Source organism: Roseiflexus sp. (assembly GCF_057785375.1).
In genome coordinates, this window is record NZ_JBYNRX010000087.1 from 1 (window position 1) to 13,432 (window position 13,432).

The following is a 13,432-nucleotide window of genomic DNA, read 5'->3' on the forward strand; positions in this document are numbered from 1 at the left end:
CGATAGGAGCGCCGCGCCGGAGAGATGCACCAGGAAGCCGGGAGGCGTCCGGCGGTGACGGTCACATCCGCCTGCCACTGCGGGTTAGCGCACACGCGTGTGGCGCGCCAGCCTCCGGCGACCGTCACCGCGCGCATGTCCTGTCTGTTCCGATAGGAGCGCCGCGCTAGGGAGATGCACCAGGAAGCCGGGAGGCGTCCGGCGGTAAAGACCCTTGAGGTCTGGACGGGCGCCAGCAGAGGGCGGGGACTCTTCCGCAAGCGGGGTTCCACGACTGGAATTGATCACCGGCGGAGACCTCAAGGGTCGGACGGGCGCGGGTAAGCGGACCGCTTGCTCCTACCTTCCCACCTTCAACCTTCAACCCCTCCGGGTTCCGGTCCGGTGGCGGCAGGACGGGACGGGTCGCGTGACCAGTCGCTCCAGGAGCCTTCGTAGAGGCGCGTGTTCTTCCAGCCTGCGCGTTCGAGCGCCAGGATAGTGTGCGCGGCGGTAACGCCGGAGCCGCAGTAGCACACAATGGTTTCGGCGTGATCAGCGCCAAGCGCGGCGTAGCGCACTCTCAGCGTCTCTACCGGAAGCATTCGCCCTTCAGCATCGACATTGTCGGTGTACGGCGCAGACACTGCTCCCGGAATATGACCTGCGCGCGGGTCGAGCGGTTCGGCGATTCCCCGGTAGCGTTCCGTAGCGCGCACATCGAGGATCAGTGCGCGCGGATCGCGGCGCAGCGCATCAACCGCATCAGCATCCGCCACCATCGCCGGATTCGGGCGCGGGATGAATACGGCTGGCGGCGGCATCACTTCGCCTGCTTCAACCGGCAAACCGGCAGCAACCCATGCAGGCCAGCCGCCGTCGAGGAGCGATACGCGCTCATGCCCGAAGTAGCGCAGCAACCACCAGAGACGCGCCGCATACGCGCCTCCAACGCTGTCGTAGGCGATAACGTGGGTTGCAGGACCAATCCCGGCGCGCGATGCGACAGCGGCAAACGCTTCTGGCGACGGGATGGGATGGCGTCCCGGTCCCTGGAACGGCGGAGCCGCAAGATCGGTGTCGATATCCAGATAAACGGCTCTGGGAATGTGCGCCTTCAGATACTCCGTGCGTCCACGCCCCGGCTCCAGCAGATACCAGCGCAGATCGGCGATGCGGATATGCGGATCATTCAGGCCATCCGCGAGCCATGCGGGAGAGACGAGGAGGTCAGTAGTCATACTTGAAGTCCCTCGAGGTCGGCATACGTTCGGACCGAGAGCCAGAAGCGCCCCCTAATGAGGTTCGGCCGCAGCAATCGATTAACGGCGAAGACTTCAAGGGTCGGGTATATTCTCACCTGCAACCCTCCTGCCTCACACCTCTCGCCTCACACCTCTCGCCTCTCGCCTCACACCTCTCGCCTCTCGCCTCACACCTCTCGCCTCTCGCCTCACACCTCTCGCCCCTTGCCTCTCGCCTCACACCTCTCGCCCCTTGCCTCTCGCCTCATACCGTTCACCGCAGGTCGCCGCGGATCTCACGGTCACTGCGCAAATACCAGCGATTGACATTGGCGAAGCGCCCCTCGCGTCCAATAATCATGCGCAGCGCAACCGTTTCGTCGGGCGCGAGGGCGATTGTGTCGCCAAGGTCAGCGACGGTAGCGTGAATAAGGAACGGCTGATAGAGCATGATCCCCGGCGCGAGATCGACCCAGCGTTGCTGAAATGCGCCGTAGAGCGTGGCGCGGTCGGCAATGTCGTAGATCGTGCGCGCGGTGTAAAGGAGTTCGTCAATATCGGCGTCTGCAAGCCCGGCATAGTTCCGTCCACGCTCCGCCTGGCTCGAATGCCAGAGTTCAAAGACGTCGGGGTCGGAACCGAGCCGCTGCCAGCCATGCAGCGCCATGGTGAAGTTGTGCGTTTCCAGCCGGCGCTGTAAATCGCCAGACTCGATCTGTTCGATCACGGTGCGCACGCCGATGGCGCTCCACTGACGAGCGATCTCTTCCGCCACGGCGCGCCGTTTTGGCGAATTGTCGGTCAGCAGGTTGAAGACGAGCGGTTGACCGTCTCGCGCGCGAACGCCATCGGCGCCAACCGCGTATCCCAGCGCCTCGAGCGCAGATGCCGCCCGTGCAGGATCGGGTTCGTACCACCCCACGTCCGGCGACTCAGCCCACCACCCGTGCAGGATCGGTGTGTCGAGACGCTTGACCTGATTATTCAACACTCCAGCAATTAGTGCGTCTTTGTCGAGCGCGATCGCCAGAGCGCGGCGCACCCCGATCTCCGCAAGCGAGCCGTCACGCAGGTTGAAGGTCAGAACAGTGCATGCATCCAACAGCGCCCGGCGCCGCACCACGCCACGCGGCAGGGTCACGTCCGCCAATGCACTTGTGCTGAGGAATGCCAGCCCCTGGATCTCGCCGCGTGTCAGGGCTGCAAGCGCTTCCTGTTCGGTGCGAAAAAAACGCAGTTCAATCGTGTCGATGAACGGCGGTGATCCAAAGTAGAAAGGATTGGCGCGCAACAACGCATGCTGATCATCCACTTCGATCAATTGGTACGGACCGGCGCCAACCGGCATTCGGTTGAAGGCGGTCACCTCCCACTGTTCCGGCGGCACATCGCGCAACAGGTGCGCTGGCAGAATCGGGAGGCCGGTCAGCCGTAGAAAGGGTGCAAAGGGGGTCTCTAGCCGAAAACTGACGCTGCGCTCTCCGGCGCGATCAACCAGCACGGTGCGCCAGAAGGCGGCGACGTTCTGATCACCGGCAAATGCCGGTCCCTGTACTGCGCGGAAGGTAAACAGCACATCATCGACGGTCACAGGTGCGCCGTCGTGCCAGGCGACGCCACTGCGCAGGGTAAAGGTATACACCGTCCCGCTGTCATCGACCGTCCAGGATTCCGCGAGCGCCGGCATAGGAAGTCCATCTGGACCGGGGCGCGTCAATCCTTCGAAGATCAGGCGATGGAGATCGGCAGCGATAGGATCAGCGGCAGGATCGACCAGCAGTGGATTGAGATGCAGCGGTGCGCCGACAACCCCTTCGACATAATCGCCGCCTGCCATGGGGCGCGCGACCGATGCGCGGGTCAGCGCCAGGTAACTCATAAGCAGGAGCACCGTGAGCGTACTGATTGCTGCTATCAGGATTTGCCAGCGAATGCGGCGTGCCATGGGCTTAGCAAGGAGAGCGACAGCACACGCCCTGAACGGCAGGCGCAGCCGCGACTGTGAGGCGCGAGCGCCTGCAGGCTGACGCTCGCGCGGTTCTGTCGATAGGGAACCTGTCCTTGCGGCGAAGTATCGATATCACCAGATTGGCAGGCTGGCAATCAGCGCCAGCAGCAGAAACACGACTGCCAGTGCAATCGTTGCCTGATGCATTGTCTTTTCGATGCCGCGTTTCGTGCGGTAGATGGTATCGCGCTGTTGCAGACCGGCGGTGCGCCCCTGCACAACGACGAGAAAGGTCAATGCCGCGCTGACGATAATAAGAGCGGTATACAGAGCGATTTCCACGTTTTCGTCCTGCTTTTCAACTTCCGATTACAGGGCGGTATTATAACATCAGCGCGGCGGAATGCCAACCTCAGTATTTCGGCATACTGGGGTCTACCTCGTCTGCCCAGCGCAGGATGCCGCCGGCCAGGTTCTTCACCTTGCGGAAGCCCGCCTGTCGCAGCAGGTCCACGGCGCGTGCGCTGCGCACGCCGCTGCGACAGTAGACGACCATTTCGACGGCGCTGTCGAGTTCGTTCATCCGTTCTGCGAGTTCGTTGACCGAAATGCGGACGGCGCCGGGCAGGTGGCAGATCTCCCACTCATTCGCCTCGCGCACGTCGAGCAGGAAGGGCGGATGGTCGCTCCGCAACCATTCCGCGACTTCGATTGGCATGATGTCGATGGTTGAGTCGCGGTGTGCTTCTTCGGATGAGATGCCGCAGAATTGCTGGTAGTCGATCAGTTCCGTCACGGTCGGATGATCGCCGCACACCGGGCAATCGGGGTTACGACGCAGTTTCAATTCGCGGAAGCGCATCGACAGAGCGTCGTAGAGCAGCAACCGGCCAATCAGAGGCTCGCCGATGCCGGTGAGCAGTTTGATCGCTTCGGTCGCCTGGATTGTCCCGATGACGCCGGGCAGCACGCCGAGCACGCCGCCTTCGGCGCAGCTCGGCACCAGACCCGGCGGCGGCGGCTCGGGATAGAGGCAGCGGTAGCATGGACCGCCATGCTTCGGTGAGAAGACCGTCGCCTGCCCTTCAAAGCGGAAGATTGATCCGTAGACATTGGGTTTACCAAGCATGACACAGGCATCGTTTGTCAGATAGCGGGTTGGAAAGTTGTCTGTGCCATCGACAACCACATCATACGGGCGAATCAGGTCGAATGCGTTCTCGGATGTGATCTGCGTCTCGTAGGTGGCAATGTCGATATGTGGATTGAGGTCACGCAGCCGCATTTTCGCCGACTCGGTTTTACGGATGCCCAGAGTGGATGTGCCGTGAATAATCTGGCGCTGCAGGTTGCTTTCGTCGACGATGTCGAAATCAACCAGGCCAATATGCCCCACGCCGGCAGCGGCGAGGTACAGCGCCAGCGGCGAGCCAAGCCCGCCGGTTCCGATCAGGAGCACGCTGCCCTGCTTGAGTTTGCGCTGCCCTTCCATACCAAACTCAGGCAGGATCAGATGCCGCGAATACCGACGGATCTCTTCATTCGACAGAGAAGCTAAAACCATGGCGCTCCGCTCCACAAACATGACTGAACACTACCGAACGCCGCCGGCGATTGCCGGGATGATGCTGACGGTTTCGCCGTCGGGAACCAGGGTTTCGATTCCCTGGAGGTGGCGAATATCCTCGTCGCCAACATAAATGTTGACGAAGCTGCGCAGCGCTCCCTGCTCGTTGTAGAGATGTTTGCCGAGTTGCGGGTGCTGTTCAATCAATGCTGTCAGAACCTGCCCCACAGAACCAGCCGCCAGCGTGATGCTGGCATTCCCGCCAGCGTACTGGCGCAGTGCGGTTGGGATCGTTACGGTAATTGCCATTGTGACCTCTCGCAGAACCAAGAACCGAGAACTAAGAACGAATGCCAATGTGCGGGCATTCGTGCAATACTCCTGATGAACATTGCGCGTTGTTCTACGTGAATTCGGGCGCTCGAACATCTTGTCTGACTGACCGCCGCCTGGTGTAAGAACTAATAGAGCAAACAACCAGATGTTGCCCAATGCTTGCCCGTGGCGACCATCGAGCAGCGGACGTTGGCTGAGCCTGTCGAAGCCAACGTCCGCTGCTCCACGTCTTTTCACACCGACCAAACCTTCGTACTTTGCGATTCCGTGTGGAGACATTGCAGCGCAACGTCTCTACGCTTCAACCTCCCCGTCCTCACCCCTGATCGTCTCCTCTGCCACAAAGCGCGTGCCGCCATCGTTCAGCGTCCAGGCGGTCAGTTCGACAGCGCGTCCTTCGCGCACGCTCTGAATGAGGAACGCAAACCGCGAACCGCCGCCGATGCCCTGGGCGCCGGTCAGATCGCGCGGCGATGGGACTGCCGGATGGTCGGGATGCGAATGGTAACACCCGACCACGTCGAGGCCGCGTTCGCGCGCGGTGCGCTCGGCGCGCAGGTAGTCGCGCGGATCGAGGTAGAAGCGGTCGCGCAGCGAATGTTCCGCGTCGGTTGGCGTAAGCCCCACCTCAACCGTCCAGCGATTGGGAACAGGAAAGACTTCCTCCGCCTCAGTGCGCACCCCATCGAGCCGTCCCAGCAGCAACCCGACGCACTCATTGGGATAGGTTTCTTCGGCATGCCGCGCGATAGCGACACGAACGTGGTCAGGAAGAACGATCATCATTCGGGCATTTTCCGGTCGAGAATTCCCCTCCAAGACTCTTGCGGTCAGGAGACGGGCTGGCAGGGAGCAAAGACTCTTCTACCGGCGTGGTTCCACGGCAGTCATTGATCAGCGGCGAAGACCTCAAGGGTCGGATGCGCCTTCCCACGTGCAACATTCAACATGCGTGTTTCACGTGAAACACTTCCAGGTCGGATACGCCCTCCCGCGTGCAACGCTCAGATGCCCTCGCCATCCCGTCCATCGCCGTCGTCCCAGAACTGATCGCTGAGATATTTGGCAGCCCCATCACACAGAATGGTCACCACAACTCCCCGGCGCAGCTCGCGCGCGACGCGCAGGGCAGCGACGACATTGGCGGCAGCGGAGACGCCGACCATCAGTCCTTCGGTGCGCGCCAGACGTCGCGCCATCGCAAAGGCTTCTTCACTGCGGACTTCAATGATGCCATCGGCAAGCGATGGGTCGTAGACACCCGGAACCAGCGCCGTCGATGCCATATGCTTGACGCCTTCGAGCGCGTGGTAGGGTCCGTCGGGCTGGACGGCGAACAGTCGCACCTCCGGGTTCTGCGCGCGCAGGAAGCGTCCTACTCCCATAAATGTGCCACTGGTGCCCAGGGCTGCAACAAAGTGCGTCACCTGTCCGCCGGTCTGCGCCCAGATTTCGGGACCGGTGCTCTTCTCGTGAGCGCGCGGGTTGGCCGGATTGTTGTACTGATCGGGGTAGAAGAAGCGTTCCGGATGTTCCTGCACCAGCGCGCGAATCTTGCGGATCGCCGCATCCATCCCCTCAAGTGGATCGGTGAGCACGAGTTCGGCGCCGAGAGAGCGGAGGATGCGCAGCCGTTCCGGGCTTGCATTGGCGGGCAGCGCCAGCGTTACCTGATAACCAAGCGCAGCGCCAAGTGTGGCATAGGCGATGCCGGTATTGCCGCTTGTGGCGTCGGCGATGCGCATGCCAGGACGCAGCAGACCGCGTCGTTCGCCGTCGCGGATCATCCACAGCGCCGGGCGATCCTTGACCGAACCGCCGGGGTTGTACCACTCCGCCTTGGCATACACCGCAACCTCAGGCGACAGATCGGGATCGAGCCGGATCAGGCGCAGAAGCGGCGTATTCCCGACCAGATCGACCAGCGTGCTACGGCGATCAATGCGTTCATCAAGCATCCCGGAGATCACGGTACTGTTCCTGTCCAATAGGTCACAATCGCCGCCTGCCACATCCGCAGCGCAGCCGCGTTGCGACTGCTCACGACCGGGGAGATCGATCATCTCCTCCGGAGTCATTGTCTCAACCGCCGCGAACGTTGCACCAATGGAACGCTCGCTCATGATGGCGCCGCCTGCCAGGGGATGGATCATCCTTCATGGACTCTGTTTTGCCAATTCGCGCGCTGCGAGTCGCTTTAGATACGCGAGCAGGTAACTGATGCCATTCAAACGCTGCGGCGATAGCACGTGCTGCAAGCCCATCGCGTAGAAGAAATCGCCCGGAATGGCGAGCACCATCTCTGGCGTGGCGCCTTCCAGCCCTTCGCGCAGCAGCGCAGCATACCCGCGCACCGTCGGCGACTCTTCGGCGACGTCGATGTGGAACGTCAGGCTTTCCTCGCGTGACTCCACCGTCGCGTACACCGGCGTGGCACACTCGTGCACCTGCTCCATGGCGGCGCGATTGCTACGCCACTCCTCCGGCAACGGCGGCAGGCGGTCGGAGTAGTCGAGGAGCAATTCCAGTTTTTCTGCCCGGTCTGCCGCGCGGAACTCTTCGACAATCGCGCGGAGGCGCGGCGGCAAACCGGGCGGGATTTCTGATGCAGGCATACGGATTATTTCTCGATTGGCAGACCAACCGCATTGCCCCACTCAGTCCAGCTGCCATCATAGTTGCGCACTTTCGGATATCCAAGCAGGTAGGTCAGCACAAACCAGGTATGACTGGACCGTTCACCAATGCGGCAGTATGCGATCACATCCTCGTCTGGCGTAATACCCTTGCTGACGTACAGTTCGCGTAGTTCGTCGGCGCTCTTGAAGGTGCTATCCTCACGCACGGCGCTTGCCCACGGGATATTGACCGCCGTGGGGATATGTCCGCCGCGCAGCGCGCCTTCCTGCGGATACTCCGGCATGTGCAGACGCTCGCCGATGTATTCCTGCGGACTGCGCACATCGACCAGCGCCGTACCGAGCTGGCGGATATGCGCCAGCACCTGGTCGCGGAACGCGCGAATGGCCGCATCGTTCCGCTCGGGAGCATGGTACTCGCCTGGCGGGTAGGACGGAACCGTGCGCGTCAGCGGTCGCCCTTCGGCAATCCATTTGGCGCGTCCGCCATTCATGATCCGCACATCAGGATGACCAAACAGTTTGAACACCCACAGCGCATATGTAGCCCACCAGTTATGCTTGTCGCCGTAGAACACCACCGTCGTGTCGTTGCTGATCCCTTTCGAGACCATCAACTGCTCGAACCGTTCACGATCCAGGTAATCACGCACGATCGGATCGTTGAGTTCGCCGACCCAATTGATCTTGACGGCGCCAGGAATATGCCCCTGATCGTAGAGCAGAATATCTTCATCACACTCGGCAATCCGCACCTTCGGGTCGTCCAGGTGATCGGCGACCCATGCGGTATCAACCAGCGCCTCGGGGTGAGCGTAGCCACTCATCAGGACCTCCCCTCTAATATTCTGAAGTAGACCACTCAATTTATTCAACTATATTGTACGCCCAGAGGGGGAAAGAGTCAAGCGTCCACTCAGCCGACCCGCACCAGCACATCATCACCCTGGCGTTGCACCTCGAAGACATCAATCGGTTTGAATGCCGGGAGGGTCAGTGCGCGTCCCGTCCGCACATCGAAGCGCGAGCCGTGCAGCGGGCACTCGACGACGCAGTCGTCGGAGTCGAAGAACCCATCGCTCAGTTCCGCGTAGTCATGCGAGCAGATATCGTCGGTGGCATAGACGGTGTCACCGACGCGAAACAGAGCGATGCGCCGACCATGATGCTCAACGGCGCGCATGCCGCCGTCGGGCAGATCGTGAATAGTGGCAAGTTTGACGAAATCAGCCATGATTGCGAGGTCCTCAGAAAACAACGAAGTATGGCGGGCTGCCAGAGGTCAAAAGCGAATCGGGCGCGGATCCGACTGTCAGATCAGGATGCGAATGCGCCTGATAGCGCCGGAACCGAACTGCGGATCACGGACGTCCATTCGGCGAGACGAGCGGGGATCGCGCCGGTAGTCCAAGCGCTTCGAGTAACGCCAGCGGTTCATTCTCCAGCCAACCGCTTCCCGCATCGCGCCCGCTGGCAACCAGCACCGAACCGATAGGAGGGACGAAAATGATATCAACCGTGCCCTGCCCCGTCACCAGTCCAATCCGATCCAGTTTACCCGAGCGCACCTTGACCCACAGTTTGAGCGACATAATCCCGATTCGAGCAATCGAAGGGGCAGCGCGCTCGAATGCCGGGTCGCTTGCCCACAGCACCTGACCGTTCAAAGCGCAGAGCGCTGCTGCGTCGATTCCTGGATTGCGCCGCAACGCTGCTGCAATATGTTTGCCCGCGCGGGCGACGAGTTCAGGGGTTAGGGCTATCGGTTGCATCGGTGCAGCACCTCCAACGAGTGGCGACCTGTCGTATAGACGGTATTATTGTACCACGTCGTAATTATTGTTGGAGCAACGGTTTTAGGAGGGTTAGGGATTAGGGGCGGGTGTGCGGCTCTGGGGAGAATGACGGAAATATGTCGTTTTGTTGCCGCCGGTTCTCGTTCTGATACTAATCGCCGTCGGTCAGACAAGATGTTCGCGCGTTCGTTGGGCACGGCGCAACGGTCAACGCGCGCCGGCAGGCGTGTCGTGGACCGCAGTTGGCATGAGCAACCCCGGCGGGGCTTTCGCGTCCTCAGCGGAGGCGTTCGCCCGCAGCGCTCCGGCAATCATGGTTGTTGAATACGTATTCCGCTATCCGCTCGTCCGCCCGGCGGCTGAAGCCGCGGGCTACGGGCGCCAGGCCCGCCTGCGCGGGCTTCACCAGGCGATGCCGGATGATGTGCTTAACAACCATGATTGTCTAAATGACTGCGCATTAGTATGAGGTCCGCTGCGCGACTGTTGATCAGACGCACACTGTCCCCGGTCCCAATCATCGCACAGGCGTTCCAGTATTCGGCATTATTGGCCATGCGGGCGAGACGCCGGCGCTCCCAAGGCGAGACGCCGGTGCGCCCGCGCGCCTATCATGAACCTGGGAAAGGGTGGTGATGCGTTCGATGGGCAAATAGTTGGGGCGCCCACACAGGGCGCCCCAACGATGCCTTTTCCTAAGACACTTGAGGTCGAGCCATGCGCCAGCGGGACGCAAGGATGATGCCGCTGGCGCCGTTCCATTGCAGACATCGATCAGCAGCAGAGACATATCTTGCTCTTGCCTGCTATCCGACCGATCCCTCCATTTCGAGCTGGATCAGGCGGTTGAGTTCGACGGCGTACTCCATCGGCAGTTCGCGTGTGAACGGCTCCATGAAGCCGAGCACGATCATCGACAGCGCATCCGCCTCGCCGATGCCACGGCTCATCAGGTAGAATAGTTGCTCCTCGCCGATACGCCCGACAGTCGCCTCGTGCGCCAGGGTGCAGCGATCTTCCTCGATTTCGATGTACGGGATCGTGTCCGATGCCGACTTCTCATCGAGGATGAGCGCGTCGCAGTTCACATTGATTTTCGCCCCAGTCGCGCCAGGCGCCACCTTCGCCAGACCACGGTAGGTCGTCTTACCGCCGTTCTTCGAGACCGACTTATTCGTAATGCGGCTGGTCGTATCCGGCGCAATGTGCACCATTTTGGCGCCGGCGTCCTGGTGCTGCCCTTTGCCGGCATATGCCACTGAGAGCACCTCGCCGCGCGCGCCGCGCCCCATCAGGTAGACTGATGGATACTTCATGGTCAGGCGTGAACCAATGTTGCCATCGACCCACTCCATGCTCGCCTCTTCGTAGGCTATGGCGCGCTTGGTCACCAGATTGAAGATATTGTTCGCCCAGTTCTGGATGGTCGTGTAGCGGCACTTGCCGCCCTTCATCACAATAATCTCGACGACCGCCGAGTGCAGTGAGTTGGTGCTGTAGATCGGCGCCGTGCATCCCTCGATGTAGTGCACCGAGGCGCCTTCCTCGACGATGATCAGGGTGCGCTCGAACTGCCCCATGTTCTCCGCATTGATGCGGAAGTACGCCTGGAGCGGAATATCGACATGCACTCCTTTTGGCACATAGACGAACGACCCGCCCGACCAGACCGCCGTGTTCAACGCGGCGTACTTGTTGTCCGCTGCCGGAACCACTGTGCCGAAGTACTGCTTGAATATCTCCGGGTACTCCTTCAGGCCGGTGTCGGTGTCGAGGAAGATCACCCCCTGCTTTGCCCACTCCTCGCGCAGTGAGTGGTAGACGACTTCCGACTCGTACTGTGCGCCGACGCCAGCGAGGAACTTGCGCTCTGCTTCAGGAATGCCCAGCCGCTCGAAGGTCTGCTTGATCTCTGCCGGCACGGCGTCCCAGTCGGTCTGCGGGCGCTCGCCGGCGCGCACGAAGTAGTGGATCTCGTCGTAGTTCAATTCCGCCAGTTCCGGGTTCGCCCACATGCCGGTCAGCGGCGTCGGCTTCTTGCGGAAGATTTCGAGCGCCTGCAACCGGCGCTTGAGCATCCACTCCGGCTCGCCCTTCATGCCCGACAGTTCGCGAACGACCTTTTCATTCAAGCCTTTTTCAGACTTGAAAATATATCGCTCTTCGTTGCGGAACGCGTACTTCGTGTAATCGAAATCCAGGTTTGTTGCTGTGACCGCCATTGATTGCACTCCTCTCCCGAAAGATGGTTACAACTCGTCGTCATCGGGCGCATGACCCACGCCATACAACCCTGCCTTCAGTGTTTTGAGCGGAAGCAGTGCGCATTTGATGCGCACCGGATTATGATTCAACGGAATACCGATCAGCGCCAGGAGTTGTTCCTTACTGAACTGCTTTGCCTGCTCAACCGGCATCCCGATGATTTCATCGGTCAGCATCGAGGCGGACGCCTGACTGATCGCGCAGCCGCGCCCATCGAAGCGCGCATCGGTAATGACGCCATTCTCGATCTGCAGATCGATCCGCACCCGGTCGCCGCACAGCGGGTTGTGTTCCTCGGCGCTGACATCGGGGCGCTCAAGCCGACCGCGACGGCGCGGATGTTTGTAGTGTTCGAGAATAAGTTCGCGGTACAGGTCGTCCATGCCCTTTATCCAAACAGCGTGCGCGCCTTGCGCAGTGCGGCAACCAATCGATCAACCTCTTCTGGAATGTTGTACAGATAGAACGATGCGCGCGTGGTAGCGGGAATATCGTAGTGCGCGTGCAGCGGTTGCGCACAGTGATGCCCGGCGCGCACGGCAATCCCCTCGTTGTCGAGCACCGCCGCGACATCATGCGGATGCACGTTATCGAGCGTGAAACTCACTGCGCCGCCGCGCATCTCAGTGGTGGCTGGACCATACACCCGCAGCCCTTCGACTTCACTCAGGCGTTCGAGCGCATACCCCAGCAACTCGCGCTCGTGGGCATAGATTCGATCCATCCCGATTTCCTGCAGGAAATCGACCGCCTCACCGAGCGCAATCGCCTCGGCAATTGCTGGCGTACCCGCCTCGAAGCGCGCCGGAATATCAGCATAGGTCGATTCGTACAGACCTACCACCTTGATCATCGAACCGCCGCCCAGGAACGGCGGCATCTGCTCCAGGATCGCGCGTCGTCCCCACAGCACGCCGATGCCGGTCGGACCGCACATTTTATGCCCGCTGAACGCCAGGAAATCGATGCCAAGCGCCTGCACATCCACCGGCATATGGGGCACGCTCTGCGCGCCGTCCACCAGCACGAGCGCGCCGACGGCGTGCGCGCGTTGCGCAATCTCCGCCACCGGATTGATCGTCCCCAGCACATTCGACTGCTGGGTGATCGCCACTATGCGCACCCCTGCGAGTTGCGCGTCCAGGTTGTCGAGCATCAGGCGGCCCTCACCGTCGATCGGCAGAAACTCCAGTTTTGCGCCGGTGCGCTGCGCCAGCATCTGCCAGGGCAACAGGTTCGAATGGTGCTCCATAATGCTGAGCAGGATGCGGTCTCCCTTGCGCAGGTTCGCATCGCCCCAACTGCGCGCCACCAGGTTGATCGCCTCGGTGGTGTTGCGCACAAAGACAATCTCGCGCTGGCTGGATGCATTGATGAAGCGCGCCACCTTGCCGCGCGCCCGCTCGAAGGCGAAGGTCGCCTCTTCGCTCAGGCGATAGATGCCGCGGTGCACATTGGCGTTATAGCGCCGATAATAATCCTCCAGACAATCGATCACGCGGCGCGGTTTCTGCGACGACGCGGCGCTGTCGAGAAACGCCAGCGTTTTGCCGTTCACCGACTGATTGAGGATCGGGAACTCACGCCGTAGTGCAATGATATCGAACAGGTTCAAAGCAGCGCTCGCGGTCATTGCGCACCTTCGCAAATAAAGGACG

General features: G+C 61.1%; 14 protein-coding genes. All 14 read right to left on the reverse strand.

Going from position 1 to position 13,432, the window contains the following annotated elements; genetic code table 11:
* Window positions 1-353: 353 nt before the first annotated feature.
* Entirely contained in the window at window positions 354-1,220 is an 867-nt protein-coding gene (locus AC3EA7_RS16370; protein ID WP_488615144.1) for a sulfurtransferase, read from the reverse strand.
* Window positions 1,221-1,497: 277 nt separating this feature from the next.
* Entirely contained in the window at window positions 1,498-3,168 is a 1,671-nt protein-coding gene (locus tag AC3EA7_RS16375; RefSeq protein ID WP_488615145.1) for a peptide ABC transporter substrate-binding protein, read from the reverse strand.
* 135 nt (window positions 3,169-3,303) lie between these two features.
* Window positions 3,304-3,513 (reverse strand): preprotein translocase subunit SecG, encoded by a 210-nt coding sequence (gene secG / locus AC3EA7_RS16380; RefSeq protein ID WP_011997856.1) that lies wholly within the window; start codon window positions 3,511-3,513, stop codon window positions 3,304-3,306.
* Window positions 3,514-3,583: 70 nt separating this feature from the next.
* Window positions 3,584-4,735, reverse strand: a complete 1,152-nt coding sequence (gene moeB, locus AC3EA7_RS16385; protein WP_488615146.1) for a molybdopterin-synthase adenylyltransferase MoeB — start codon at window positions 4,733-4,735, stop codon at window positions 3,584-3,586.
* A 30-nt stretch (window positions 4,736-4,765) separates the two neighbouring features.
* The gene (locus AC3EA7_RS16390; RefSeq protein WP_488615147.1) at window positions 4,766-5,047 is read right to left on the reverse strand and encodes a MoaD/ThiS family protein; all 282 of its coding nucleotides are present in this window, start codon (window positions 5,045-5,047) and stop codon (window positions 4,766-4,768) included.
* Between the two features lie 321 nt (window positions 5,048-5,368).
* Window positions 5,369-5,860, reverse strand: coding sequence for a M67 family metallopeptidase (locus AC3EA7_RS16395; RefSeq protein ID WP_488615148.1), 492 nt, complete (start codon window positions 5,858-5,860; stop codon window positions 5,369-5,371).
* A 218-nt stretch (window positions 5,861-6,078) separates the two neighbouring features.
* Window positions 6,079-7,197 carry a PLP-dependent cysteine synthase family protein gene (locus AC3EA7_RS16400; RefSeq protein ID WP_488615149.1) on the reverse strand — a complete coding sequence of 373 codons (1,119 nt, stop codon included), beginning with the start codon at window positions 7,195-7,197 and terminating at the stop codon, window positions 6,079-6,081.
* A gap of 33 nt (window positions 7,198-7,230) precedes the next feature.
* On the reverse strand, window positions 7,231-7,689 hold the full coding sequence (locus AC3EA7_RS16405; protein WP_488615150.1) for a SufE family protein: 459 nt from the start codon (window positions 7,687-7,689) through the stop codon (window positions 7,231-7,233).
* A 5-nt stretch (window positions 7,690-7,694) separates the two neighbouring features.
* Window positions 7,695-8,540 carry a sulfurtransferase gene (locus tag AC3EA7_RS16410; RefSeq protein WP_488615151.1) on the reverse strand — a complete coding sequence of 282 codons (846 nt, stop codon included), beginning with the start codon at window positions 8,538-8,540 and terminating at the stop codon, window positions 7,695-7,697.
* A gap of 89 nt (window positions 8,541-8,629) precedes the next feature.
* Window positions 8,630-8,947: a non-heme iron oxygenase ferredoxin subunit gene (locus AC3EA7_RS16415; protein ID WP_488615152.1), complete on the reverse strand. Its 318-nt coding sequence runs from the start codon at window positions 8,945-8,947 to the stop codon at window positions 8,630-8,632.
* A gap of 127 nt (window positions 8,948-9,074) precedes the next feature.
* Window positions 9,075-9,485: a hypothetical protein gene (locus tag AC3EA7_RS16420; RefSeq protein WP_488615153.1), complete on the reverse strand. Its 411-nt coding sequence runs from the start codon at window positions 9,483-9,485 to the stop codon at window positions 9,075-9,077.
* An 830-nt stretch (window positions 9,486-10,315) separates the two neighbouring features.
* Window positions 10,316-11,731, reverse strand: coding sequence for a Fe-S cluster assembly protein SufB (gene sufB, locus AC3EA7_RS16425; protein ID WP_488615154.1), 1,416 nt, complete (start codon window positions 11,729-11,731; stop codon window positions 10,316-10,318).
* A 27-nt stretch (window positions 11,732-11,758) separates the two neighbouring features.
* Window positions 11,759-12,157: a Fe-S cluster assembly sulfur transfer protein SufU gene (sufU, locus tag AC3EA7_RS16430; RefSeq protein WP_488615155.1), complete on the reverse strand. Its 399-nt coding sequence runs from the start codon at window positions 12,155-12,157 to the stop codon at window positions 11,759-11,761.
* Between the two features lie 5 nt (window positions 12,158-12,162).
* Entirely contained in the window at window positions 12,163-13,407 is a 1,245-nt protein-coding gene (locus AC3EA7_RS16435; RefSeq protein WP_488615156.1) for a cysteine desulfurase, read from the reverse strand.
* Window positions 13,408-13,432 lie beyond the last annotated feature (25 nt).

Coding starts and splice junctions, on each gene's coding strand:
- AC3EA7_RS16370 (WP_488615144.1), bottom strand. CDS start 1,220: ATGACTACTGACCTCCTCGTCTCTCCCGCATGGCTCGCGGATGGCCTG.
- AC3EA7_RS16375 (WP_488615145.1), bottom strand. CDS start 3,168: ATGGCACGCCGCATTCGCTGGCAAATCCTGATAGCAGCAATCAGTACG.
- moeB (WP_488615146.1), bottom strand. CDS start 4,735: ATGGTTTTAGCTTCTCTGTCGAATGAAGAGATCCGTCGGTATTCGCGG.
- AC3EA7_RS16390 (WP_488615147.1), bottom strand. CDS start 5,047: ATGGCAATTACCGTAACGATCCCAACCGCACTGCGCCAGTACGCTGGC.
- AC3EA7_RS16395 (WP_488615148.1), bottom strand. CDS start 5,860: ATGATGATCGTTCTTCCTGACCACGTTCGTGTCGCTATCGCGCGGCAT.
- AC3EA7_RS16400 (WP_488615149.1), bottom strand. CDS start 7,197: ATGAGCGAGCGTTCCATTGGTGCAACGTTCGCGGCGGTTGAGACAATG.
- AC3EA7_RS16405 (WP_488615150.1), bottom strand. CDS start 7,689: ATGCCTGCATCAGAAATCCCGCCCGGTTTGCCGCCGCGCCTCCGCGCG.
- AC3EA7_RS16410 (WP_488615151.1), bottom strand. CDS start 8,540: ATGAGTGGCTACGCTCACCCCGAGGCGCTGGTTGATACCGCATGGGTC.
- AC3EA7_RS16415 (WP_488615152.1), bottom strand. CDS start 8,947: ATGGCTGATTTCGTCAAACTTGCCACTATTCACGATCTGCCCGACGGC.
- AC3EA7_RS16420 (WP_488615153.1), bottom strand. CDS start 9,485: ATGCAACCGATAGCCCTAACCCCTGAACTCGTCGCCCGCGCGGGCAAA.
- sufB (WP_488615154.1), bottom strand. CDS start 11,731: ATGGCGGTCACAGCAACAAACCTGGATTTCGATTACACGAAGTACGCG.
- sufU (WP_488615155.1), bottom strand. CDS start 12,157: ATGGACGACCTGTACCGCGAACTTATTCTCGAACACTACAAACATCCG.
- AC3EA7_RS16435 (WP_488615156.1), bottom strand. CDS start 13,407: ATGACCGCGAGCGCTGCTTTGAACCTGTTCGATATCATTGCACTACGG.